Origin of the sequence: Saccharothrix lopnurensis, assembly GCF_042658445.1 — a bacterium.
Classification (GTDB): Bacteria; Actinomycetota; Actinomycetes; order Mycobacteriales; family Pseudonocardiaceae; genus Actinosynnema; species Actinosynnema lopnurensis.
This window is the reverse complement of sequence record NZ_JBHSQO010000007.1, coordinates 43813-68085: the sequence shown is the minus strand read 5'-3', so window position 1 is coordinate 68085 and position 24273 is coordinate 43813. Positions and strand designations below refer to the sequence as shown.

The 24273-nt window shown below is 73.4% G+C and carries 23 protein-coding genes; 11 read left to right on the top strand and 12 right to left on the bottom strand.

Annotated features, from left to right (window positions below; translation table 11 throughout):
* Positions 1-66 precede the first annotated feature (66 nt).
* The 3 genes from ACFP3R_RS09575 to ACFP3R_RS09565 all read left to right on the top strand — a co-directional run bounded on the left by ACFP3R_RS09575 (position 67) and on the right by ACFP3R_RS09565 (position 1634).
* Positions 67-633, top strand: coding sequence for a hypothetical protein (locus ACFP3R_RS09575; protein ID WP_380634763.1), 567 nt, complete (start codon positions 67-69; stop codon positions 631-633).
* Positions 634-677: 44 nt separating this feature from the next.
* The gene (locus ACFP3R_RS09570) at positions 678-1049 is read left to right on the top strand and encodes a hypothetical protein (RefSeq protein ID WP_380634761.1); all 372 of its coding nucleotides are present in this window, start codon (positions 678-680) and stop codon (positions 1047-1049) included.
* A gap of 153 nt (positions 1050-1202) precedes the next feature.
* Positions 1203-1634 carry a transposase gene (locus tag ACFP3R_RS09565; RefSeq protein ID WP_380634759.1) on the top strand — a complete coding sequence of 144 codons (432 nt, stop codon included), beginning with the start codon at positions 1203-1205 and terminating at the stop codon, positions 1632-1634.
* 150 nt (positions 1635-1784) lie between these two features.
* On the opposite strand, the gene ACFP3R_RS09560 is transcribed toward ACFP3R_RS09565, so the two are convergent.
* The 7 genes from ACFP3R_RS09560 to ACFP3R_RS09530 all read right to left on the bottom strand — a co-directional run bounded on the left by ACFP3R_RS09560 (position 1785) and on the right by ACFP3R_RS09530 (position 12869).
* Entirely contained in the window at positions 1785-2651 is an 867-nt protein-coding gene (locus ACFP3R_RS09560) for a hypothetical protein (protein WP_380634757.1), read from the bottom strand.
* Between the two features lie 241 nt (positions 2652-2892).
* Positions 2893-3756, bottom strand: coding sequence for an aldehyde dehydrogenase family protein (locus ACFP3R_RS09555; protein WP_380634755.1), 864 nt, complete (start codon positions 3754-3756; stop codon positions 2893-2895).
* Positions 3749-5182, bottom strand: a complete 1434-nt coding sequence (locus ACFP3R_RS09550; RefSeq protein ID WP_380634977.1) for an aldehyde dehydrogenase family protein — start codon at positions 5180-5182, stop codon at positions 3749-3751. Before ACFP3R_RS09550 ends, ACFP3R_RS09555 begins: the two co-directional genes overlap by 8 nt.
* Positions 5179-6150, bottom strand: a complete 972-nt coding sequence (gene deoC / locus ACFP3R_RS09545; RefSeq protein WP_380634753.1) for a deoxyribose-phosphate aldolase — start codon at positions 6148-6150, stop codon at positions 5179-5181. The genes ACFP3R_RS09550 and deoC overlap by 4 nt, the downstream gene beginning before the upstream one ends.
* Before the next feature lie 68 nt (positions 6151-6218).
* Positions 6219-6857, bottom strand: a complete 639-nt coding sequence (locus tag ACFP3R_RS09540; protein WP_380634751.1) for a DUF1707 SHOCT-like domain-containing protein — start codon at positions 6855-6857, stop codon at positions 6219-6221.
* A gap of 49 nt (positions 6858-6906) precedes the next feature.
* Entirely contained in the window at positions 6907-7890 is a 984-nt protein-coding gene (locus ACFP3R_RS09535) for a Gfo/Idh/MocA family protein (protein ID WP_380634750.1), read from the bottom strand.
* A gap of 2 nt (positions 7891-7892) precedes the next feature.
* Positions 7893-12869 (bottom strand): WD40 domain-containing protein, encoded by a 4977-nt coding sequence (locus ACFP3R_RS09530; protein WP_380634748.1) that lies wholly within the window; start codon positions 12867-12869, stop codon positions 7893-7895.
* Positions 12870-12880: 11 nt separating this feature from the next.
* On the opposite strand from ACFP3R_RS09530, the gene upp reads away from it, so the two are divergent.
* Entirely contained in the window at positions 12881-13504 is a 624-nt protein-coding gene (upp, locus tag ACFP3R_RS09525; RefSeq protein WP_380634746.1) for a uracil phosphoribosyltransferase, read from the top strand.
* Between the two features lie 106 nt (positions 13505-13610).
* On the opposite strand, the gene ACFP3R_RS09520 is transcribed toward upp, so the two are convergent.
* The gene (locus ACFP3R_RS09520; protein ID WP_380634745.1) at positions 13611-14450 is read right to left on the bottom strand and encodes an NAD(P)H-binding protein; all 840 of its coding nucleotides are present in this window, start codon (positions 14448-14450) and stop codon (positions 13611-13613) included.
* Positions 14451-14659: 209 nt separating this feature from the next.
* Here ACFP3R_RS09520 and ACFP3R_RS09515 point away from each other — a divergent pair, with 209 nt between their 5' ends.
* Complete coding sequence (locus ACFP3R_RS09515; protein WP_380634743.1) at positions 14660-15955, top strand: glycoside hydrolase family 18 protein; 1296 nt, start codon at positions 14660-14662, stop codon at positions 15953-15955.
* A 97-nt stretch (positions 15956-16052) separates the two neighbouring features.
* Here the strand turns inward: ACFP3R_RS09515 and ACFP3R_RS09510 are convergent, their stop codons facing one another.
* Positions 16053-16658 carry a TetR/AcrR family transcriptional regulator gene (locus ACFP3R_RS09510; RefSeq protein ID WP_380634741.1) on the bottom strand — a complete coding sequence of 202 codons (606 nt, stop codon included), beginning with the start codon at positions 16656-16658 and terminating at the stop codon, positions 16053-16055.
* 81 nt (positions 16659-16739) lie between these two features.
* Here ACFP3R_RS09510 and ACFP3R_RS09505 point away from each other — a divergent pair, with 81 nt between their 5' ends.
* The 5 genes from ACFP3R_RS09505 to ACFP3R_RS09485 all read left to right on the top strand — a co-directional run bounded on the left by ACFP3R_RS09505 (position 16740) and on the right by ACFP3R_RS09485 (position 20709).
* Positions 16740-16940, top strand: a complete 201-nt coding sequence (locus ACFP3R_RS09505) for a type II toxin-antitoxin system VapB family antitoxin (protein WP_233824133.1) — start codon at positions 16740-16742, stop codon at positions 16938-16940.
* A 365-nt stretch (positions 16941-17305) separates the two neighbouring features.
* On the top strand, positions 17306-17695 hold the full coding sequence (locus ACFP3R_RS09500) for a type II toxin-antitoxin system death-on-curing family toxin (RefSeq protein ID WP_380634740.1): 390 nt from the start codon (positions 17306-17308) through the stop codon (positions 17693-17695).
* A 610-nt stretch (positions 17696-18305) separates the two neighbouring features.
* Positions 18306-18689, top strand: a complete 384-nt coding sequence (locus ACFP3R_RS09495; RefSeq protein WP_380634738.1) for a MerR family transcriptional regulator — start codon at positions 18306-18308, stop codon at positions 18687-18689.
* 44 nt (positions 18690-18733) lie between these two features.
* Complete coding sequence (locus ACFP3R_RS09490; RefSeq protein ID WP_380634976.1) at positions 18734-19642, top strand: aldo/keto reductase; 909 nt, start codon at positions 18734-18736, stop codon at positions 19640-19642.
* Positions 19643-19788: 146 nt separating this feature from the next.
* Positions 19789-20709 (top strand): aldo/keto reductase, encoded by a 921-nt coding sequence (locus ACFP3R_RS09485; protein ID WP_380634975.1) that lies wholly within the window; start codon positions 19789-19791, stop codon positions 20707-20709.
* A gap of 16 nt (positions 20710-20725) precedes the next feature.
* On the opposite strand, the gene ACFP3R_RS09480 is transcribed toward ACFP3R_RS09485, so the two are convergent.
* A complete protein-coding gene (locus ACFP3R_RS09480; RefSeq protein WP_380634736.1) occupies positions 20726-21175 on the bottom strand; it encodes a flavodoxin family protein in 450 nt (149 codons plus the stop codon).
* A 267-nt stretch (positions 21176-21442) separates the two neighbouring features.
* Here ACFP3R_RS09480 and ACFP3R_RS09475 point away from each other — a divergent pair, with 267 nt between their 5' ends.
* Positions 21443-21775: a hypothetical protein gene (locus tag ACFP3R_RS09475; protein WP_380634735.1), complete on the top strand. Its 333-nt coding sequence runs from the start codon at positions 21443-21445 to the stop codon at positions 21773-21775.
* Here the strand turns inward: ACFP3R_RS09475 and ACFP3R_RS09470 are convergent.
* Together ACFP3R_RS09470 and ACFP3R_RS09465 are read right to left on the bottom strand one after the other, a co-directional pair.
* Positions 21762-23387, bottom strand: a complete 1626-nt coding sequence (locus ACFP3R_RS09470) for a phospho-sugar mutase (protein ID WP_380634734.1) — start codon at positions 23385-23387, stop codon at positions 21762-21764. The two genes, ACFP3R_RS09475 and ACFP3R_RS09470, sit on opposite strands and share 14 nt — an antisense overlap.
* Positions 23384-24196 carry a purine-nucleoside phosphorylase gene (locus ACFP3R_RS09465; RefSeq protein ID WP_380634732.1) on the bottom strand — a complete coding sequence of 271 codons (813 nt, stop codon included), beginning with the start codon at positions 24194-24196 and terminating at the stop codon, positions 23384-23386. Before ACFP3R_RS09465 ends, ACFP3R_RS09470 begins: the two co-directional genes overlap by 4 nt.
* Positions 24197-24273 lie beyond the last annotated feature (77 nt).

Below are 24273 nucleotides of genomic sequence, written 5' to 3'. Positions count from 1 at the left end.
AGGACCACCGTGTCGTACGTCCAGGACCCCCGAGTTCACCGTTCGCGACCCCTCCGGCGGTGCGGCGTGAGCCGGTGGCTGGTCCTCCACGCCCGCTCGCGCCAGGTGCCCGCCTCGCTGGCCGCCGCGGTCGTCGGCACCGGGCTGCTGGGCCTGTCGGCCCAGCCGGGCGGCGACCCGAGGGCGGCCGCGTTCGCCGCCGCCCTCGGCGTGGCCGCGGTCGCGGTCGGGCTCGGCGGGCACGACCGGGACCTCGACCGCACCGCCGCGTTCGGCTGGCCGCCGCGCCGGGCCGCGCACCTGGTGCTCGGCGCGGCGCTGGTCGGCCTGCTGCTGTCGGCCGTGGGCCTGGTGGCCGACCCGGTCGCGCCGGCCGCGGTCGTGCTGCGCGACGTGGTCGGCCTGGGTGGGCTGGCGGCGTTGGGCGCGTGCCTGTTCGGCTCGAACGCGGCGTGGTCGCCGCCCGTCTGCTGGGCGGGCCTCACGCTCGTCGTGCCGCCCGGCGAGGACTGGGTGGAACGCCTGCTGGCCTGGCCGGTTCAGCCGGCGGGCACGCCCTCGGCCACGGTGATCGCGTGCGTGCTCGGCGGTGCGGGCCTGGTGGCCTACAGCGCGTTCGGCTGCCGCCGCTGAGCCTCGGCCCCGACAGGCCCTCCCGCGGTCGAGGACCGGAGCACGTGCCCATCGGTGGAAGGCGCGCCACGAGCAGCCGGTTCGTCACGCTGCCGCTCAACCCGGACTACTCGCACGACGCCGACCACTGCGGGCGGTACGGCATCCGGGTCTACGACGACGAGGTCCGCGCGGACGGCTCGAAGATCACGCTCCAGCCGGCGTTCGGCCCGCGCGACCAGGTGATCACGGCCCGCCACCGGACCGGGGCCACCCTGGAGCGCGCCCTGACCGAGGCGGGGTTCACCGACGTCGAGTGGCCCGGGTACGGGGTGTCGCCCGAGGGCGTCCGGGAGCACGGCGAGGAGTTCTGGTCCGCGTACCCGAGCCTCCCGCACGCCTCCGTGATCACCTGCCGCAAGGGCGCCGCGGGCTGAACCCGCGCCTCGCCGCGCGTCCACCGCGGACGGGCGGCAATGATCTTCGCCGCGGCCGAACGGGTGTTGCCGCTCGGCGGAATTCCCGCACCGCTCGTCGACACGGCGCGGCGGTGAGCTGTCTCACGTGGCCGTGCAGCAGAATGCCGGGCCGTGGCAGACGACCTGGTCGAGAGGTTGGTCCCGCCCGGCCTGTGGACCTTGGTCCAGCCGCGGATCCCGGGGTGGGAGGCGAGGAGGCAGGGCGGCGGCACGGGTCCGCGCGACGACCGCGCCTCCCTCGCCGCGGTGGTCTTCGTCCTCGTCACTGGGTGCGCGTGGCGGCACCTGCCCCCGGTCTTCGGCGTCTCCAAGGCGACCGCGCACCGGCGTTTCCGGCACTGGACGTCGGCCGGGCTGTGGACGTCCCTGACCGACGTCGCCCCCTCGGACCTGGGTGGGGACCGCGAGTTCGAGTGGCTGCGCACGATCGTCGGCGCGGCGGTGCGCCGAGCCGCGGCCGTGGACGACGGACCTGATCGGTCCGGCACAAGCCCGACCGCCACCGCCGGCCGGGGCCCGGAGGAGAGACAGCCCCCTCGATGATCGAATTCTCCGCGACGCCGACCCGCACCGGGTCGGCGCTCGACGTTCCGACACCGGAGAACCGAGGGAGGCACCGTGCGAGGCGGGGACAAGACCGACGACGACTGAACACCGCGGAGCAGCGCCCTGGCCACCCGGCGCGGGCGCTGCTCACTTCAGGTCGAGCCGCACGCCGAAGCGGTGCTTGGCGGGCACCGAGCACGCGGTGAGCACCACGTGGACCCGGCCGCTGCGCCCCGTGCCCACCTCGACCCGGTAGCCGTCGTCGCCCTCGTCGAACCCCACGGGCTCGAAGTAGGCGTCCTCCCCGTCCGGCAGCACGATCTCGTAGCGCACCTCGTCCGCCTCGCGCGCGAAGTGCAGCACGAAGTCGTCGGGCCGCCTCCTGACCACCAGCGGCTCGCACATCCCCGGCCACCGGATGGCCATCTTGATGCGGACGTCGGCGCCCGCCCGCACCGGCGACGGCAGGTGCACCAGGACCTCCAGCCTGCCGTCGGCCCGCCAGGTCCGCGTCACGTCGCACCGCGGCCCGGGTTCGCCGTTGACCAGCTCGGTGCGCACGTCGCAGGCCACCGCGGAGCGCTGCTTCTCCGACTGCTCCCACGCGGGGCCGATGCGGAAGCGGAAGAAGTGGGCCGAGGCGTTCTCCACCCGCGCCCGCACCCCGATGGTCTCCTCCGCCCCGCCGCCGGCGTCGACCACCGTGACGTCGTCCCACTTCACGATGTGCAGCGGACCCCCGGTCATGCCCTGGATCTCGTTGCAGTAGCGGGCGACGAGCTTGCGGTGCAGCGCGAGCTCGGCCTCCCCGTGGTGGCGGCGGGCGACCAGCGTCACGAACGTCGCCAGCGCGGCCAGCGCGGCGATCACGACCGCGGCCGACTTGACCGCCGGCCCACCCAGCACCGCGCTGAGCACGGCGCCCAGCGACAGGACGGAGAGGCCGGCGTTGAGCAGGCCCGCCAGCCCCAGCCTGAGCACCTGTTGTTCGAACGACGAGACGACACCGCGCATCGGTCCTCCCCCGCCGCGGCGTCGCGCACGGGGTCACCGGGCAACGCGCGTGGACGCCGCAATCGTGCCCGAGGGGCGACGAGGGGGTCCATTCGGGAACCGCATGAAACCCATGAGGTCCCGGGATGGGAACAGCGCAGGCCAACCCACGCGGAAAACCGCAGGAACGCGGGCCGGACGAAATACCCGGAAATGCGAAAGCCCCGCCGGTCCGACCGACGGGGCCTCCACGAACGGAGCCCTACACGCCCGTCGGGTGCCAGACCGTCTTCATCTCCAGGAACGCCCGCAGCCTGCCCAGGTCCGGCTCGCGCGTGAAGTCCTCGCCCGCGCGCACCCGCGCCACCCGCTTCACCGTGCCCGCCGCCGACCGCTCCAGGTCCGCCCGCGTCCCCTCCGGCGCGCCGGTCAGGTCCAGCGCGTTCACGTCCGCGTGCGACGCCAGCCACGGCGCGATCTCCGCGGTCCGCCCGGTCAGCACGTTCACCACCCCGCCCGGCAGGTCGGAGGTCGCCAGCACCTCCGACAGCGTGACCGCGGGCAGCGGCCGGTCCTGCGAGGACACCACCACCGCGGTGTTGCCGGTCGCGATCACCGGCGCCACCACGCCGACCAGCCCCAGCAGCGACGACTCCTGCGGCGCGAGCACCGCCACCACGCCCGTCGGCTCCGGCACCGAGAACGAGAAGTACGGCCCGGCCACCGGGTTCGCCGCGCCCAGCACCCCGGCCACCTTGTCGGTCCAGCCCGCGTACCAGACCCAGCGGTCGATCGCCGCGTCGACCAGCGCCTGCGCCTTCTTCGCCGCCACGCCCTCGGCCGCGGCCACCTCGGCGGTGAACTGCTCCCGGCGGCCCTCCAGCACCTCGGCCACCCGGTACAGCACCTGCCCGCGGTTGTACGCGGTCGCGCCCGACCAGCCGGGGAACGCCTTGCGCGCCGCCGCCACCGCGTCCCGGGCGTCCTTGCGCGAGCCCTGCGCGGCGTTGGCGAGGAACGCGCCCTTCGCGTCGCTCACCGGGTACGACCGGCCCGACTCGGAGCGCGGGAACGCGCCGCCGATGTAGAGCTTGTAGGTCTTCGCCACCGCGATCCGATCAGACATCGAGGTACGCCTCCAGCCCCGTGCGACCGCCCTCGCGGCCGAAGCCCGACTCCTGGTAGCCGCCGAACGGGGCGGTCGGGTCGAAGCGGTTGAACGTGTTGGCCCACACCACGCCGGCGCGCATCTTCTGCGCGGCCCACAGGATGCGCGAGCCCTTCTCCGTCCAGATGCCCGCGGACAGCCCGTACGGCGTGTTGTTCGCCTTGGCCACCGCCTCGTCGGGGGTGCGGAACGTCAGCACCGACAGCACCGGCCCGAAGATCTCCTCGCGCGCGATCCGCATCGCCTGCGACACGTTGGAGAACACGGTCGGCGCGAAGAAGAAACCCTTGTCCGGCAACGGGCACGCCGACGTCCAGCGCTCGGCGCCCTCGGCCTCGCCCGACGAGGTCAGCTCCTGGATCCTGGTCAGCTGCTCGCGCGAGTTGATCGCGCCCACGTCGGTGTTCTTGTCCAGCGGGTCGCCGACGCGCAGCGTGGCCACCCGGACGCGCAGCTTCTCCAGCAGCTCCTCGGCCACCGACTCCTGCACCAGCAGCCGCGAGCCCGCGCAGCACACGTGGCCCTGGTTGAAGAAGATGCCGTTGACGATGCCCTCGACCGCCTGGTCCAGCGGCGCGTCGTCGAACACGATGTTCGCCGCCTTGCCGCCCAGCTCCAGGGTCAGCTTGCGACCGGTGCCCGCGAGCTGCCGCTGGATGACCTTGCCGACGTCGGTCGACCCGGTGAACGCGACCTTGTCCACGTCCGGGTGGGAGACGACCGAGGCGCCGACGTCACCCGCTCCGGGGAGGATGTTCACCACACCGGGCGGCAGGTCGGCCTGCTGGATGATCTCCGCGAGCACCAGCGCGGACAGCGGCGTGGTCTCGGCGGGCTTGAGCACGACGGTGTTGCCGCAGGCCAGCGCGGGCGCGATCTTCCACGCCGCCATCAGCAGCGGGAAGTTCCACGGGATCACCTGGCCGGCCACGCCCAGGGGGCGCGGGTCGGGGCCGTAGCCCGCGTAGGAGAGCTTGTCCGCCCAGCCCGCGTGGTAGAAGAAGTGCGCCGCGGCCGTGGGCACGTCCACGTCCCGCGACTCCTTGATCGGCTTGCCGTTGTCCAGCGACTCCAGCACGGCCAGCTCGCGGGCGCGCTCCTGCACCAGGCGGGCGATGCGGAAGACGTACTTGGCCCGCTCGGAGCCCGGCATCCGGCCCCACACCCGGTCGTAGGCGCGGCGCGCGGCCTTCACGGCCCGGTCCACGTCCTCGGCGGTGGCCGTGGAGACCTCGGCCAGCACCTCCTCGGTGGCCGGGTTGATCGTCTTCAGGGGCTCGCCGCCGCCCTCGACGAACTGGCCGTCCACGAACATCCGGTAGGTCGGCTTGAGGTTCGCGATGTCCCGCGACTCGGGCGCGGGCGCGTATTCCCACATGGTCAGTCCACCGTCACGTAATCGGGGCCGCTGTAGTGGCCCGCCAACTGGGTGCGCCGCTGCATCAGCAGGTCGTTGAGCAGCGTGGAGGCGCCGAACCGGAACAGGTCGGCGGTCAGCCACTCCGGACCCGCCACCTCGTGCACGGCCACCAGGTACTTGATCGCGTCCTTCGTGGTGCGGATGCCGCCGGCGGGCTTCACGCCGCGCAGCTGCCCGGTCTGGGTGCGCCAGTCGCGCACGGCCTGGAGCATCACGTGGGTCACCGGCAGCGTCGCCGCGGGCGACACCTTGCCGGTGGAGGTCTTGATGAAGTCGCCGCCCGCGAGCAGCGCGAGCCACGACGCGCGGCGCACGTTGTCGTAGGTGACCAGCTCGCCGGTCTCCAGGATGACCTTCAGGTGCGCCTCGCCGCAGGCGTGCTTGACCTGCGCGATCTCGTCGAACACCTGCCCGTAGCGGCCGGAGAGGAACGCGCCCCGGTCGATCACCATGTCGATCTCGGTCGCGCCCGCGTCGACGGCGAAGGCGGTGTCCTCCAGCTTGACCTTGAGGCTGGAGCGGCCGGAGGGGAACGCGGTGGCCACGCTGGCGACGTCGACGCCGGTGCCGCGCAGCTCACCGGCCGCCGTGGCGACCATGTCCGGGTACACGCAGACCGCGGCGACCCTCGGCACGTCCGGGTTGTCCGGGTCGGGCCGTCGTGCCTTCGCGGCCAGCGACCGCACCTTCCCGGGGGTGTCCGCGCCCTCCAGCGTGGTCAGGTCGACCATGCTGATCGCGGTGTCGATGGCCCACATCTTCGCGGCCTTCTTGATGCTGCGCGTGCCCAACCCGGCCGCGCGCTGTTCCACGCCGACCTGGTCGACCCCCGGCAGCCCGTGGAGGAACCGGCGCAGCGACGCGTCGTCGCGGACGGCGTCCCCGAGCGCGGGTGGCAGCCGCGGTGACGGTGTTGTAGCTGGAGCAGCCATGCCGCCGAGTCTAGGCGGACTGGGACGGGCGTCCCAAGCGAGCGCGTCCCCGCTGCTCAGGAGGGTGATCAGTCCTCGATCTCGCGGTTCTTGGACTTCTTCCTCTTCGGCCGCCTCACCTCGACCGCGCCCATCATCGCGAACCCGGTGATCCGCACGTGCGGCCCGCCGGGGACGGTCGGGTCGCCCTTGTGGGTGGTGTCCTCGAACGCGCCCATGAACCCGACGCCGTCGACCCGCACGGTCACGTCCGGCGGCACGATCACCTCGATGCCGCCCATGAGCGCGTAGGCGTTGATCGTGGTCTCCTGCTGCGCGAACCGCGCCTTGGTCAGGTCGATCACCACGCCGCCCATGACCGCCACCGCGTTGTGGGTGGCGGGCACGACCCACTCGCCCCGCCGCTCGATCCCCGACCAGAACGCGAACGAGGCCGTCGAGCCCGGCGTGCCGCCGATCCGGGACGAGGGCAGGTGCTGCTGGACGGGCACCGGCATCAGCGAGGGAGAGGGGATGCCGAGGTCGGCGGTCAGCGGCACCAGCTCGCCGTAGGTCTTGGCGGCGTAGGTGGCGGCCAGGCGCTCGTCCAGCTCGTGGAGGTCCAGGCGGCCCTCCCCGTGCGCCCGCTGGAGCACCTGGGCGACCTTCTCGCGGTCGGCGTCGGAGGCGCGCATCTGACGGGGGTCGGGCACCAGCTCGTCGCTCACCCGGGTGAGTCTAGGAGGGCCGGGGGCGTTTCACGACGGAACGTCGCGATCAGGCGGGCCGGCGCAGCGGCAGCCCCGCCGCCCGGTAGATGTCGTCGATCACCCGCATGGTGGCCACCGCGTCGTCCGGCGTCGTCGGGAACGGCTTGCCGTGCAGCACGGCGTCCGCGAACGCCTCCAGCTGGTACTCGTAGGACGGCCGCCGGTCGAAGCGCTCGACCCGGCGCTGCCCCTTCAGCCTCACCACCAACCGGTGCCCCGCCTGCGGCGCGAACGGGTTGATCACCCGCACCTCCCCGTTGGCGCCCAGCACCTTCGCGGACACCTTCAGCACCGTGCGCGACCACATCGACGTGACGACGGTGCCGGTGTGCCCGCCGGGGAACTTCAGCTCGGCGCGCATCGCCCGGTCGACGCCCTCGCCCCGCAGCAGCGCCCGCGCCGACCGCACCTCCGGCTCACCGCCGCCCAGCAGCCGCACCAGGCTCACCGGGTAGCACCCGGCGTCCATCAGCGCGCCGCCCGCCAGCTCCAGCGAGTACCGGATGTCGGAGAACCGGGGCAGCGGGAAGGCGAACCGCGCGTCCACGTGCCGCAGCTCGCCCAGCTCGCCCACCACCTCGACCATCCGCGCGGCCAACGGGTGGTACCGGTAGTGGAACGCCTCCATCACCACCAGCCCGCTGTTCCGGGCGGCCTCCGCGACCCGCGCGGCCTCCTCGGCGTTGGCCGCGAAGGGCTTCTCGCACAGCACGTGCTTCCCGGCCTCCAGCGCGGCCAGCGTCCACCTGCCGTGCAGCCCGTTGGGCAGCGGCACGTAGACCGCGTCGAGGTCGGGATCGGCCAGCAGCTCCTCGTAGCCGTCGTGCACCCGGGCGATCCCGTGGCGGTCCGCGAACTCCCGCGCCCGGCCCACGTCCCGGGCGGCCACCGCCGACACCACGACGGACCCCACCGCCCGCGCCGGTCGGACCAGCGCGGCCGGCACGATCCGCGCCGCGCCCAGGACCCCGATCCGCACGTGATCAGCCACGGTCACGACGCTACTACGCCGGGCAGCGGTTCCTCCGGGGCCAAGCGGCGGATTCCCGGGTAGTGGGGGTCGAGCTCGCCGACCTCGAACCGGCACTGCCTGACCGCCCAGAACAGGGCCGGTCCCGCGTCGCCCTTGTACGACCCGTCGGGCAGCAGCACCGCGCCCTCGTGCTGGTGCGCGAACACCGCCAGCTCGGCCCTGGTGCGGGCGTCCCAGATCCGGACCGTGCCGTCGTCGGAGGCGGTGGCGATCCGCTCGCCGTCCGGCGAGCAGGCCACGCCGCGCACGGGACCGGTGTGGCCGACCAGGACCGCCAGCACCCCGCCGTTGCGGCTCCACACCCGCGCGGTGCCGTCGGACGAGGCGGTGACCAGCCGCCCGCCGTCGGGCGAGAACGCCACGTCCCACACCTGGCCCTCGTGCCCTTCCAGCACGAGCAACGGGTTCCCCCGCACGGTCCAGAGCTGGACCGTGCCGTCGTCGGACGCCACCGCGACCAGCTCGCCGTCGGGGGAGAACGCGACCTGCCGCACCCTCGTTCCCCGCCCCCTGAGCACCACGTGGTGCCCACTCCCGTGGATCGTCACGAAACGCCCGTGGGCGAGGGCCACCAGATCACCGGTCGGGGCGCAGTCGATCGCCGTGATGACCCGGGTGCCCCGTGACAGGCCGCGCAGCGGCTGCCCGGTGTCGAGGTCCCACCACGTGACCTTCCCGTCCAGCGAGGCGGTGACCAACTGCCCGCGGTCCTCCGGTTGGCCCAGCGCCACCACGGGGCCGGTGGGGAGGCTGCCGGCTTCGGGGACGAGCACACGGGAGTCGTCCCCCAGGACGATCCCGCGGTCGTCGGGCGCGAACAGCGCCGCCCGGGTGCGTTCGCCGAGCTTCGTGGTCACCTCGCCCGTCGACAGGTCCCACACCCAGCAGAGACCGTTGGCGATGACCAGCAGGCGGCGACCGTCCGCCGAGTAGGACACGGAACCGAGGCGAAGGGGCGGCCGGTTCAGGTGTCCGAGGTGCCGCCCGCCCGGGGCGACCAGGCTGACGAGGCCGTCCCCCGAGATCACGGCCAGTTGCGCGCCGCCGGGGGACAGGACCATCCGGGCCGGGGGGTCGGGGGTGGCGAACTCGGCCACGACCGCGTTGGTCCGCAACTCCACGACGACGACCCGGTCCACCCGGTCCAGGGCCAGCCACCCGCCGTCGGGCGACAGGGCCATGCGGCGAACCGGGAAGTCGGCGAGCACGGTGCGGGTGCCGCCGTCCGGCGACCACCCGACGACCTCGGTGCTCGACCTCGTCACCAGCAGGTCGGCGGTGGTCGCGCACGCCGCTTCGACCCACCGGCCGGGCAGCGCCCCCTGGTGGGCGCCGGCGGCGTCGAGGAACCGGACCTCGCTGCCCGGCGTCAGCACGGCGATCCCCTGACGGCGGTACCGGAAGCCGAGGAGCCGGGCCACGCCGGTCGCGGCCTCCCCGAGCAGGTCCCCGGTCGTGGCGTCCCAGGTGTACGCCCGACCGTCCTCCTCGCGGGTCGCCAGCCGGCGGCCGTCCGGTGACCAGGCGACGTCCGTCACCCGGCGGGCGTGCCGCCGCCACAGCCGCACCGGCTGGTTCGACTTCACGTGCCGCAGCTCCACCACGTGCTCGCGGGCGAGCGCGAGCAGCTCGCCGTCCGGCGAGAACGCGACCGCCGCCACGTCATCGGCCTCGGCGTGGACCAGGGCCCGCGCCGGGTCCCGGCCGCTCACCGCGGCGTCCGCCAGCTCGGGCCGGTCCGCCCCGACCACACCCAGCAGCGCCGCCCGCCGCCACCGGCTCCCGGTCAGCACCGCGTCGGTCAGGTCGCCGCCGATGACCCGCACCCCGGTCAGGTTCGCGTCGGTCAGATCGGCCCCGACGAACCGCGTGTTCACGAAGCGCTGGTCGGACAGGTCGGCCTCGCGCAGGTCCGCGCCGCTCAGGTCCACCTCGCCGAAGTGGTAGCCGCGCAGGTCCTGACCGGACAGCAGGAGCCGGGTCCACACGTTCAGCCGCCGCACGACCTCGGTGGCGTTCTGCTTGGCGGCGTCCGCCACGTCGGGGTCGACCAGCACCTGCCGCGCCCACCGCACCACCGGTTCACGGCCCGCCAGGTCGCACAGGAAGTCCACCATCAGCCGCGTCATCCGGCGGTTCACCACCGCCGAGCCGAACCGCCCGGCGCGCAGCTCGTCCGCGGCGACCTCGGCCACCAGCCACTCCATCACCGACTGGTGCACGAACGCGAACCCGCCGTCCTCCGCCCGCACCAGCAGCGAGCCCGAGCCCACGGCGTGCGCGGCCTGGTCGATCGAGTACCCGCGCTCGGCCAACCTGGTCAGCACCCGGACCACGGTGTCCTCCAGGTCCGCGGTCTGGATGGTGGTCGCCGTCGTCTCCCACAGCCGCAGCGCCAGCGCCCGGCACGCGGACACCCGCTCGTCCCGGTCGAACGACCGCACGCCGTGCCGGTGGTCCTGCCGGTCGACCTCCCGGAACATCCAGGAGTCCAGCAGCTCCCGGTACAGCTCGGCGGCGCTGACCCGGCCGTGCTGTTGCCGGACCTCCAGCAGCCGCTCCTCGTCCAGGTCCGCGATGAACGACAGCATCCGCGGGTTGCGGGACAGGCCGAGCAGGTCGTCGACCGCGTCCAGCAGCTCGAACCGCCGGGCCGCCCGCCGCCCGTCACCGCCGTGGTGGCGGGTGAGGAAGGCGCGGATCTGGTCGTCGGTGAAGTCCTCCAGCACCACCACCCGGCCCGCGGCGAGCGCGGACACCTGCTGCCCCAGCGCGTTGAGCACCTGGTCGGTGGACCGGAAGTGCTGGGTGCGGCTGGTCAGCACGACCTTGGCCCGGTCGGTGACGGCCTGGAGCAGGGTGGTCAGGTAGTCGGCCGCGTTGTCGTAGCCGACGCGCAGCTCCAGCTCGTCGAAACCGTCGAACAGCAGCGCGAGCCGACCGCTGCTGATCATGTACCGCAGCTTGGGCACGTCCACCGCGGGCACGCCCTCGCGCACCAGGTGCTGGGCCAGCAGCTCGTCCAGCGACGGGGCCTTCTCCAGGCTGCGCAGCTCCACCAGCACCGGCAGCAGGCCGGGGTCCTCCTCCGGCAGCACCCGGGTCAGCTGGCGCAGCAGGAACGACTTGCCCCGCCCGAAGTCGCCGAGCACCACCACGAACCGGGCGGACTCCTCGCGCAGCCAGTCGAGCACGCGGCCGAGCAGGTCGTCACCGCGCTCGTCCGGCCGGACCACCGCGTACCGCTGGGACACGTACAGCCCGGCCGGGTAGACGGTGTCGCCGGCGAGCGACTGCGCCTGCTTCACCGCGAGGGGGCGCAGGTCCAGCAGGCCCTGGTACTCCACGAAGCTGCGCAGCCGCACACCGCGGCGCCGGGCGGCGAGCACCAGGTCCACGGGCGCGGGCGGTCCGCCGTGCACGACCTCGGAGGGCACGTACGGGTCCGCCGCGGCGAACGGGTCGTGCACGCGCCGGACGAACCGGTCGACGACCTCGGGGGTGAGCACGCCGGCCACGCCCACCGGCCACTGCTCGAAACCGCCGCTGTCGCGGGGTTTCGACACGCGCACGTAGCCCTCGTCGGGGCGCGGCGTGACGGTCGCGGTCGGGTGCGCCACCCGGGTCGCCTCCAGCACCCGGTCGAAGAACGTGCCCGGTCCGTCCACGTCCTCCGCCGGGGGGAGCGGCGCCCGGACCGCCAGGGTCGTCACCGACCACGGGCGGTCGGTGGCGACGTCGGTCAACCAGGGGCCGGGGCCCCAGCCGTCGGGCCTGGCCAGGCCCTGCGCCGCGCACAGCTGGCGCCCGCCCGCGTCGCGGAGCGCCCTCCCGAACCACGCGGCCTGCCGGTCGCCCAGCGCGGCCCGGTCCACCTCGTGCGTCACCTCGACCGTGGCGTTGAGCCCGGCCACCACCAGCGGCGGGTCCCGGTACTCGAACAGCGTCCACGGCTCGTCCGGGGTGAAGGTGAAGGCGCCGCCGTAGAACTCGTCGAACGCCTCCTTGAACGGCCCCCACTTGGGCCAGTACGGCGGCGTCGGCGTGCGGCCCCACGCCTCCTCGTGGGTGAAGTACGCCCGGCACGCCATCCGGTTCACGTCGCGGGAGCCGGGCACGACCACCACCCGGCGGCGCGGCAGGTCGACGGCCTCGGCCAGGTCCGCCAGCGACCGGAACGCGCGGGCGAACTCGTCCGGCCTGCCGTTCGCGGTCAGGTGCCCGGTGAACACCACCAGGTCGGGGCGCAGGTCCTCGAACTCGCCGAGGTCCGCTCCCGGCACGCGCGTCAGGTGCAGCACCACCACCCCGTCGCCGCCGGTCCGGACCTCGGGCCTCGGCGGGCGCAGCGCGTCGGCGCCGATGGCGTAGCTGTCCGGCCCGGCGGAGGTGGCGATGATGCCCACCACCCGGCCCGTGGCCGGGTCCCACACCGCGCTGCCGCTGTAGCCGCGCCGCACGCGCGGCGCCGAGTCGCTGTCCAACCGCACCAGCCGCCCGCCCACCGGCCCGCGCACCACGGCCCGCACCCACGCGCCGTCGGGCCGGTCGGCCGGGTGGCCGAACACGTCCACCGGGCTGCCGGGGTGCGGTGGCGTCCTGATCAGCCGCGCGGGCGTCACCCCGGCGGGCAGGTCCAGGGCCAGCGCGGCGACGTCACCGCCCGGCACGCCCTCGCGCGGTGGCGGGGGCGTCCAGGAGGCGACCCGCGCGGTCACCGGCGGGTGGTCCAGGGCCGGGAAGTCGACCCGCACGCCCCCGCCCGGGGGCTCGGCCGACCGCGCGTCGAGGCCGAGGGCGAGGTTGACCACGTGCGCGCAGGTCAGCACCCGCCCGCCGACCACGACCCCGCCGCCGACCGGATCGCCCCCGGGATCGAGCACGCGGACGACCGAGGTGGGTAAGGAGGCGTCGGGCACCGGCCAGGGGTACCACATACTGTTCGACCATGGACGTCCTCGTTGTCGACCACCCGCTGGCGCGGGCGCGACTGACCACCATGCGCGACGCCCGCACCGACAACGCGGCGTTCCGCGCGGCGTTGCAGGAGCTGACCGTGATGCTCGTGTACGAGGCCACCCGCGACGCGGCGGTGGCCGAGGAGCGCGTGCACACGCCCGTCGCCCGCACCACCGGCCACCGCCTGGCCACCCCGCCGCTCCTGGTCCCGGTCCTCCGGGCCGGCCTGGGCATGGCCGACCAGGCGCACAAGCTGATCCCCGACGCCCAGATGGGCTTCGTGGGCCTGGCGCGCGACGAGGAGACGCTCCAGCCGACCCCGTACATGGAGTCGCTGCCCGAGTCCCTGGCCGGCCGCCCGGTGTTCGTGCTGGACCCGATGCTGGCCACCGGCGGCTCCATGGCCTACACGATCCGCCTGCTGACCGACCGGGGCGCGACCGACGTGACCGCGATCTGCTGCCTGGCCGCCCCGGAGGGCATCGAGCACCTGTCCGCCTCGGGCCTGCCGGTCCGCCTGGTCACCGCCAGCGTCGACGAGCGCCTGAACGACTCGGGCTTCATCGTCCCCGGCCTCGGCGACGCGGGCGACCGCCAGTACGGCGCCGTCTAGGTCATGAACCCGTCGCGAGTCGTACGTTCACGACCACCGTGTCGTACGTCCAGGACCCCCGAGTTCAACGTTCGCGACCCGGGAGCCCTGGACGTGCGGCGGGTCCTCAGGTCAGTTCGGCGGCGTGGTCGGCGACCCACCGGGCCAGGGTCCGGCCACGCCCGCCGGTGACCCGCTCGAAGTCCGGCGTGACGACGGCCGGCTCCTCGGCGTGCTGCGCCATGTACCCCATCAGGTACTCGGCGACGTCCCACGGCAGCCCCTCGTCGCGGATCAGCGCCGCCCGCGCCTGCCCGTAGGTCAGCCGCTCGAAGCCGATCGGCCGCCCGAGCCCCCGCGCGAACGCCTCGGCCTGCTGCCGGTGCGTCAGCGCCTCCGGCCCGCTGAGCGTGTACGCCTCGCCGTCGTGCCCCTCGCGCAGCAGGGCGTGCACGACGACCTCCGCCACGTCGGCCTCGTGCACGGGCGCGCCGACCGCGTCCGGGAACGGCGCCCGCACCACGTCGTCGGCCTTGACGCCCCGCGCCCAGATCAGCTTGTTGCTCATGAACTCGCCCGGCCGGACGTGCGTCCACGCCACGCCCGACTGCTCGATCACCCGCTCCACGTCCTGGTGCTCCTCGTAGCTGCCCGGCCGCTCGAACGTGACCGCGCTGCTGGACAGGAACACCGCTTTCCGCAGGTCGTGCGCGTGCTCCAGGAACGCCGCCATGTGCGCGGCCGGGTCACCCACCCCCGGCACGGCGACCAGGAAGACCGCGGTCACGCCGGTGAGCGGCAGCTCGTCGGGCCTGGTCAGGTCGCCCGCCACCACCTCCACGCCGCTCGGCGGGTCGGCCCGGTCGGGGTTGCGGGTCAGCGCCTTGACCGGCACCCCGTCGTTCGCCAGTTGTCGGACCACGGCGCCGCCGATGGTGCCGGTCGCGCCGGTGACCAAGATGCTCAAGGTTCCCCCTGGTGAATCGCCGTTCAAACTTGAGCACCGACGCTAGCGCGGTGGTACCTCGATGCGCACATGCAAACTCTTGCACTGTCGGGCAGAGCTGTTCGGCGTGCGCGGATTGGGCCTTTTGGGCGTAGCAATGGTCTAGACCTCATCCCTATCGTGGTCTGGACCACAAGGAAGTGACGTCGCCGCACCCCGCGAGGAGAAGCATGACGAGCAGGAGATGGGTGCTCCCCGCACTCCTGGCCACCGCGATCACCGCGTCCCTGGCCCCGCACGCCACCGCTCACGACAACGACCGCGGGCACGGTCACACCAAGACGCGCACCGTCGGGTACTACACCCAGTGGAGCGGCTACGACCGCAACTTCCTGGTCAAGAACCTGGTCACGAACGGCACCGCGCCCAGGCTCACCCACCTGAACTACGCCTTCGGCTTCCTCGACGAGTCCGGCAAGTGCGTCAGCTCCGACCCGTGGGCCGACTACCAGCGCCCGTTCACCGCCGAGCAGAGCGTCAACGGCAAGGCCGACGTGGCGGGCCAGCCGCTGTCGGGCAACCTCAACCAGCTCAAGCAGCTCAAGGCCAAGTACCCCAAGCTGCGCATCAACATCTCCCTCGGCGGCTGGACCGGCTCGAAGTACTTCTCCAACGCGGCCCTCACGCCCGAGTCGCGCGCCGCGCACGTGGCGTCGTGCCTCGACATGTGGCTCAAGGGCAACCTGCCCGACGCCGCACCCGGCGCGGCGGCCGGCGTCTTCGACGGCATCGACCTCGACTGGGAGTGGCCCTCCTCCGAGGCCGCGCCCGGCAACGTCGTGCGGCCCGAGGACAGGCGGAACTTCACCGCGCTGCTGGTCGAGTACCGCAAGCAGCTGGGCAGGATGACCTGGCGCACCGGCAAGGCGTACGACCTGACCGCGTTCCTGCCCGCCGACCCGCGGCAGATCGACCGGGGCTTCGAGGTCGCGCGCGTGTTCGGGCTGCTGACCTTCGGGACCCTCCAGGGCTACGACTTCCACGGCGCGTGGGACCCGCAGACCAACCAGCAGTCCGCGCTCCGCACCCCCGCGGGCGACCCGGCGCCGCTGCCGTTCAGCTCGCAGGTCACCGTCGACCACTACCTGAAGAACGGCGCGCCGAAGAACAAGGTCGTGCTGGGCGTGCCGTTCTACAGCCGCGGCTGGACCGGCGTGACCAACGCCGGCAACGGCCTGTTCCAGGACGCGACCGGGCCCGCGCCGGCCACCTACGAGGCCGGTTACGAGGACTACCGCATCCTCAAGGCGCAGCTGGGCAACTTCACGGTGCACCGCGACACCAGGGCCGGGCACGCCTGGCTGTTCGACGGCACCACGTTCTGGACCTGGGACGACCCCACCGAGATGAAGCGCAAGGGCCGCTACGTGGCGGAGCGGCGCCTCGGCGGCGCGATGATCTGGTCGCTCGACGGTGACACCGCCGACGGCGAGCTGATCAAGGCGCTCACCAGCGGACTGTCCTGACAAGGGCAGTCCACCGGGGCCCGGGGAGGTTTCGCGGCGGCCGCCTCCCCGGGCCCCACCTCCATCTGCGCCTGTCCTGGTCTCGCCCGCTGCGGCCTTACCTGTCCCGGCTTCGCCCGCGCCAGCCGTCCGCCTGTGCGCGGACGGCTCGTTCGTACATCGGGGCGACCTCGACGCCGGGCGGCAGGTTGCCGTTGATCTCCAGGCTCACCAGCCCGTGCGCCAGGCCCCACAGCGCCAGCGCGGCGTCCTCGTGCGGCACCTCGGCGAACAGGCCCGCCCGCACCGCGCGGCCGACGTTGCGCACGACCGGTAGGAACGTCCGGCGGGCGGCCTCCCGGCTCTCCTCGGCGGGTTCGAAGCTCGGCACGGCCCTGCCGAACATCACCAGGTAGAACTGCGGGTCGGCGAGCGCGCTCTCCCGGTAGACCAGGCCCATCCGGACGATGTCCTCCACCGGGTCCTCGGTCTCGGGGACCTCCGCGATCCGTTCACCGAAACGGCGGAACGCCTCGTCGTACAGGGCGTTCAGCAGGGCCGACTTGCCCCCGAACAGCGAGTACACGGCCGTGGTGGAGGTGTTGACATCCGCTGCGAGCCTGCGCAAGCTCAAAGCGCCCGGACCCTCCGCGGACAGCAGCTCGCCCGCGCGGTGGAGCAGGCGGACGCGGAGCGCGTCGTCGTGGGTTTTCGGTCGCGGCACGGCCCGATCTTATCAAAACAACGTTATAAAACTTGGTCTGGTCAACGTGGTATCAAGTTGGTACCGTCATTTCCCATGGCTATGACCCTGCGTCTGAGTGACGAGGAGAACCGGCGGCTCGACGAGCTCGCCGCGGCCGAAGGGCGCTCCAAGCAGGAGGTCGTGCGCCTGGCGCTGGCCGAGCGCTGGGCCCGCCTCCAGAAGGAGGAGCAGCTGTCCGAGGTGCTCGGGCGCGTGCTCCCCAAGTACCGGGGGCTGCTGGACCGGCTCGGCTCGGCCTGAATCGTTGCGGTTTCCCGCACCCGCACACACGTTCGGGTGGTACCGCCCCTTGCGCCCTCCTCGTTCGAACACATGTTCGATACGATCAATCCATGCAGCTCAACGACCCCCACTCCCGTTTGCCGCCCCGCCACGCCTGCGAACGTCCACGGCGATCACCGGTGCACCGGTATGGTGCGCCGTTGAAGATCGGGTCGCGTTCAGGTTGCACTTCGGTGCACAACGCGGCCGACACCATCCTCGCCGCCGCTCAGGCGGGGAGGCGACACGGACCTGAGGGGGTGGGTAGTGGCGGCAGATGCTGCCCTGATGCGGTGAGGTCGCACCACGGCCCCCTCCCTTCGGGACAGGGAGCGCGTCAAGCAGTGGTCAACTACCTCGACGCCGGCGACTTGCTCGTGCTGGCGACCGCCGTGACCGGCGGGGACCTGGTCGTGCGCGATTTAGGTCTCCTCGACTCCGCAGCCCACCGCCCCCGGGCGACAGTGTTGGGGGTCGAGGCGTACGACACGCTCTGGCTGAAAGCCTCCGCCCTGCTCGACTCGATCGTGCGCACACGCCCGCTTGCCGAGGGCAACTGGCGACTGGGCTGGGTGGCGGCGGTGACCTTGTGCGACATCAACGGCTGGTGGATCGACGCCGACGAGGACGAGGCCCTGGACCTGGTGCGGGCACTGGGCAGGGAGCAGATCGACGTGCCGGGGATGGCGGCGCACCTGGAGGCGTGGGGTATGCCCAAACCGAGGGGGGAGTAGCCGCGCGGGTAGGGCCAGGCGTGGGCACGCGAGCTTTGGGGGACGGAAGCGCTGGTTGACGCCGCGATGGGCTGGTGCCTGGGGTGGCCGGTGCCTGGGTAGCTGGTGCTTGAGTCGGTTGCCGCTTGAGCTGGCCGCTGCCTGAGACGGTCGCCGCCTGGGTTGGCCGCTGCCTGAGTTGGTTGCCGCCTGGGTTGGCCGGTGCCTGAGACGGTCGTCGTCTGAGCTTGCCGGTACCTGAGCGCTTGGCTTCCGAGCCGGCTGGTGCGCGAGCGGGTCGGAACCGGGCAGGCCGGTGTTCGAGCCGTTCCGCGTCCGAGGTTGATCGACCCGGCGGTTGCCGACCGCCGGAACCGTTGTCCGGCCTCACCTGTGGGAGCGATTCCACCCGCACCCGCCCCTGCGCTCGTCCGTCCCTGCGCTCGTCCGCCTCGCGCTCCTCCACCTCGCGCTCCTCCACCCCGCCCTGCTCTCCCCCTCCTCCCGCGCACGTGCCACTCCGCACGCCGCCGCGCCGGCCTGTCCACGAGGTCGTGCGGGGGTGACCGGGCGTGCCGGGTGGCTGAACCGGGTTGACCTGGAGTGCACTCCAGCTCCTACGGTCGACACCGTGACTTACTCGATCGCCCAGGCGGCCGAGCGCAGCGGGTTGTCCATCGACACGCTGCGCTACTACGAACGCATCGGTCTGGTCGACCCGCCGGCCCGGGACTCAGGCGGGCGGCGCACCTACAGCGAGGAAGACCTCGGCTGGTTGATCTTCCTCACCCGCCTGCGCACCACCGGTATGCCCATCCGCATGATGCGCGAGTACGCGCAGCTCAGGCACCGCGGTGACGCCACGGCCGGCCGTCGCAAGCAGATGCTGTACGAGCACCGCGCCTCGGTGCGCGAGCGCATCGCCGAACTCCAGACCTGCCTCGACGTGCTGGAGTACAAGATCACGCACTACGAGCAGATCGAGAGCACCTTCGTGGAAGGGATCACCGCGTGACCCAGCTGGGAGAACTCCGGGTCGGCAGGCAGGGACTCGGCTGCATGGGCATGAGCCAGTCCTACGGCGCCGGCGACGAGACCGAGTCCACCGCCACCGTCCACCGCGCCCTGGACCTGGGCGTCACCCTCCTCGACACCGCCGACGTCTACGGCGCGGGCGCCAACGAGGAGCTGGTCGGCCGGGCGATCGCGGACCGCCGGGACCGGGTCGTCCTCGCCACGAAGTTCGCCCTCGGCGACCCCGACCGGCGCCCGCGCGGCGACGCCGCCTACGTCAGGCAGGCGGCCGAGGCGTCGCTGCGCCGGCTGGGCACCGACCACATCGACCTGTACTACCAGCACCGCGTCGACCCGGAGGTCCCGATCGAGGAGACCGTGGGCGCGATGGCCGAGCTGGTCCGGGAGGGCAAGGTCCGCTACCTGGGCCTGTCCGAGGCGGGCGCGGCCACGATCCGGCGCGCCCACGCCGTCCACCCGATCACCGCCCTCCAGAGCGAGTGGTCGCTGTGGACGCGCGACATCGAGGCCGAGGTCCTGCCGACCTGCCGCGAACTGGGCATCGGCCTGGTGCCGTTCTCGCCGCTGGGGCGCGGTTTCCTGACCGGCCGCGTGACCTCGGTGGACGACCTCGACGCCGACGACGTGCGGCGCGGCCTGCCCCGGTTCTCGGGGGAGAACTTCGCCCGCAACACCGCCATCGTCGACGCGCTGCGGGCACTCGCGGACCGGCGCGGCGTCACGGCGGGCCAGTTGGCGCTGGCCTGGGTGCACCACCAGGGCGACGACGTGGTCCCGATCCCCGGCACCAAGCGGGTGAAGTACCTGGAGGAGAACGTCGCCGCGGCCGACCTGGTGCTGTCGCCCGAGGACCTCCGCGCCATCGAGGACGCCGCGCCGACCGTCTCCGGGGAGCGCTACACGCCGGAGATGCTGAAGCTCTCGAACCGGTAGTTGACCGAGTAGCGCCGACGACGTTGGCCGCACCTCGCGAGCCCTGCACAGTGGGGCTCGCGAAGCTCGCGCGAAAGGGGAGGACCGACACCGTGGAGAAACGTCGTTTGGGCTCGCTGGAGGTCAGCGCCCAGGGCCTGGGCTGCATGGGGATGAGCGAGTTCTACGGCCCCGGCGACGAGGCCGGGTCGACCGCCACCCTCCACCGCGCCCTGGACCTGGGCGTGACCTTCCTCGACACCGCCGACATGTACGGCCCGTTCACCAACGAGGAGCTGATCGGCCGGGCCGTCGCGGGCCGCCGGGACGAGGTCGTGCTCGCCACGAAGTTCGCCGTGGTCCGCGAACCGGGCAGCGAGTGGGGTCTGCGGGGCGACCCGGAGTACGTCAGGCAGGCGGCCGAGGCGTCGCTGCGCCGGTTGGGCACCGACCACATCGACCTGTACTACCAGCACCGCGTCGACCCGAACGTGCCGATCGAGGACACCGTGGGCGCGATGGCCGAGCTGGTCCGGGAGGGCAAGGTCCGGCACATCGGCCTGTCCGAGGCGGGCGCGGCCACGATCCGCCGGGCCCACGCCGTGCACCCGATCGCGGCGGTGCAGACCGAGTGGTCGCTGTGGTCGCGGGACATCGAGGACGAGGTCGCGCCGACCTGCCGCGAGCTGGGCATCGGCGTCGTCGCCTACTCCCCGCTGGGGCGCGGCTTCCTGACCGGCCGCTACACCTCGCCGGACGACTTCGCGGCCGGCGACGTGCGCCGCACCCACATGCCGCGGTTCAGCGAGGAGAACCTGGCCCGCAACCTCGCCCTCGTGGAGTCCCTGCGCGAGGTGGCCCGGGAGCACGACGTGACGGCCGGCCAGATCGCCCTCGCCTGGGTGCACCACCAGGGCGCGGTGCCGATCCCGGGCACCAAGCGGGTGAAGTACCTGGAGGAGAACGCCGCCGCGGCGGACATCCGGTTGACCGGGGAGCAGTTGGAGCGCATCGCCGCGGCCGTGCCCGCGGACGCGGTCGCCGGCACCCGCTACAACGCCGACACGATGCGGTTGATCGGCCGGTAGGGCGCGGCGGGCCGCGTCACAGGAGCGTGGCGGCGACCGTGGCGCCCAGCTCCCGGCACCGCAGCACCGTGGCGGCGTCGGGAGCCCCGGTGAGCACGAGGGTGTCGGCGACCGGGCGCCACCGCAGGCCGGCGGTGATGTCGCGGATCGCCTTCACCGCGCCCTCGGCGCCCTGGTTGCCGTGCACGTACGCGCCGAACGGCCGCCCGCGCGTGGCGTCCAGGCACGGGTAGTAGACGGTGTCGAAGAAGTGCTTGAGCGCGCCGCTGATGTACCCGATGTTGGCGGGCGTGCCGAGCAGGTAGCCGTCGGCCTCCAGCACGTCGGAGGCTGTCGCGCCCAGCGCCGGGCGGCGCACCACCTCGACCTCCGCGAGCTCGGGGTCCGACGCGCCCTCCAGCACCGCCTCGAACAGCTCGTGGGTGGCGGGCGACGGCGTGTGGTGCACGATCAGCAGGCGGGGCACGTCACGCGAGCCTGCCGACATCCCGGCCTCACCGCAAACCCGACGCCGGCAACCCCACGCCGGCCAACCCCACCCGGGCGAACCCATCGCCGGTGAACCCCACCCGGGCAATTCCGCCCCCGGCGCGCTCCGCCCGGCAAACCCGCCGGTCAGCGGCACCGCACACCGCGCGAGCCGCACCCCCGACCGCAACCCCAAGATCAATAGCCGGGCCCCGGGGAACCGGCCGACCCCCCACGCGTCTTTAATGGTGACCAGGAGGGAGTCATGGACACTCGCAGCATCGCCACCATGGACCGGAACCGGCGGATCACCTGGGGCGCGGGGGTAGGTATCAGCGTCGGCCTCATCGGTCTGCCGCTCGTCTTCATCTCGCTGTGGCCGGGGGTCGACCACAGCCCGTGGGACGTCAACACGATGATCCTGGCCACCGGCGTGGCGCTGTGCTCGGTCAGCTACATCTCGGGCCGCATCTCGGTGGCCGCGTTCACCGAGTACCGCCGCAACCCGGTGAGCCCGCCGACCAAGCGGCCGTACATGGTGGCGGGCGGTGCGCTCGTCGTCGCCGTGCTGTGCCTGCTGCTCGCTATCGCGGTGTGAGGGTGAGCAGCCCGGAGACCTGAGCGCGGAGTTCGGCCAGCCTGTCCGCGGCTCGTGAGCGGGCCGCGGACAGGTCGCCGGACACCGGTTCGACGACCTCCAGGTACGCCTTCAGCTTCGGCTCGGTGCCGGACGGCCGCACGACCACCCGCACCCCCGACCCGGTCAGCCGCACGACGTCGGCTTCCGGCAGCAGGTCCTCGAACGCGAAGCCGGCGGGCGGTTCGGCCCGCAGCCGCGCCATCAGCTCCCCGATCCGGCTCAGGTCGGTGAACCGCAGCGACACCTGGTCGGTCAGGTGCAGCCCGTGGTCCACGGCCAGCTGGTCCAGCGCGTCGAGCAGGTCGCGGCCGGTCGCCTTCAGCCCGGCCGCCAGGTCGCACGCCACCACGGCCGCCGAGATGCCGTCCTTGTCGTTGACGTACCCGGGGTCGACGCAGGTGCCCAGCGCCTCCTCGTAGGCGAACACCAGCCCCTCGCCGGCGCGCACCAGCCACTTGAACCCGGTCAACGTCTCCGCGTACCGGGCGCCGTGCGCCGCCGCGATCGACCTGAGCAGCGACGACGACACGATCGTGGTGGCGACCAGCGGGTCCGGGGCGTCCGAGGTGGACAGCACCAGCGAGCCCAGCAGCACGCCCGTCTCGTCGCCGCGCAGCATCCGCCACGACCCGTCGCGCCCGCGCACGCCCAGCGCGCACCGGTCGGCGTCCGGGTCCAGCGCGATCGCCAGGTCCGCGTCCGCCGCCGCGGCCAGCTCCAGCAACCGGTCCGCCGCGCCCGGCTCCTCCGGGTTCGGGAACGCCACGGTCGGGAAGTCCGGGTCCGGCACGGCCTGCTCCCGCACCACCCGCACGTCGGTGAACCCGGCCCGCCGCAACGCCTCCACGGCCGTCGCGCCGCCCACGCCGTGCATGGGGGTCAGCACGACCCGCAGGTCCCGCGCCACACCGCGCGGCAGCGACGCGACCCGCTCCAGGTAGCCGTCGACCTCCGCGTCGGGCACGGTCTCGTGCTCGTCGGACAGCGGCACCGACACGGCCGCGGGCACCGCCCGGATCGCCGCCTCGATCTCCCGGTCGGCGGGCGGCACGATCTGCCCGCCGCCCTCCAGGTACAGCTTGTAGCCGTTGTCCGCGGGCGGGTTGTGCGAGGCGGTGATCTGCACCCCGGCGACCGCGTTCCGCGTGCGCACCAGGAACGCCAGCACCGGCGTCGGCAGCGGTCCGGGGAGCACCCGCACGGTGAACCCCTCGGCGGCCAGCACCCCGGCCCCCGCCGCCGCGAACGCCTCCGACCCGTGCCGCGCGTCCCGGCCGACGAACACCGTGCCGACCCGGTCGTTCGCCTTGAGCCACGCGGCGAGCCCGGCCGTGGTGCGGGTGACCACGGCCCGGTTCATGCCGTTGGGCCCGGCCCGCACGGGACCGCGCAACCCGGCGGTGCCGAAGGCCAGCGGCCCGGCCATCCGGTCGGCCAGGTCCTCGCCGGCCGCCGCGTCACCGGCCATGGCCCTGGCCAGCACGCCCTGGAGCTCGGTCCGGGTGTCGGGGTCGGGGTCGTCGGCGATCCAGCGGAACGCCGCGTCGCGCAGCGCCGGGGACAGGCTCATGCGCGGGTCACCAGCTCGCGCAGCAGCTCGCCCATCCGGCTCGCCGCGGCCTGGCCCGCCTCCAGCACCTCCTGGTGGTTGAGCGGTTCGCCGGTGATGCCCGCGGCCAGGTTCGTGACCAGCGACAACCCGAACACCTCGACGCCCTCGGCGCGGGCCGCGATGGCCTCCAGCACGGTCGACATGCCCACCAGGTCGGCGCCCAGGGTGCGCAGCATCCGGATCTCGGCGGGGGTCTCGAAGTGCGGTCCGGGCAGGCCCGCGTAGACGCCCTCCTCCAGCGACGGGTCGATCTGCCGGGCCAGGTCGCGCAGCCGCGGCGAGTACAGGTCGGTGAGGTCCACGAAGCGGGCGCCGACCAGCGGCGACGACGCGGTGAGGTTGAGGTGGTCGCTGATCAGCACGGGCCGGCCGACCGCCATGCCCTGCCGCAGGCCGCCGGCGGCGTTGGTGAGCACCACGGTCCCGACCCCGGCCGCGGCGGCGGTGCGCACGGCGTGCACGACCTTGGCCACGCCCTTGCCCTCGTAGCCGTGCGTGCGACCGAGCACGACCAGCACGTTCTTGCCGCCGATGGGCACCGAGCGGATCGTGCCGCCGTGCCCGACCGCGGTGGGCGCCTCGAAACCGGGCAGCTCGGCCACGGCCACCTCGGCGGCGGGCTCCCCGATCAGGTCGGCGGCCGGGCGCCAACCCGAGCCGAGGACCACGGCGATGTCGTGCCTGTCCACCCCGGTGCGCTCGGCCAGGGCCCGCGCGGCGTCGGTGGCCAGGGCCTCGGGGGTGGTGCTCTCACTGATGGCGGTCACGGCGGGGAGCCTAATAGTCGTCCGGAGGGGTCGCCCATGCTGTCGTGACCGCGGATCTGCGGCCTGGGTGGTGGCCC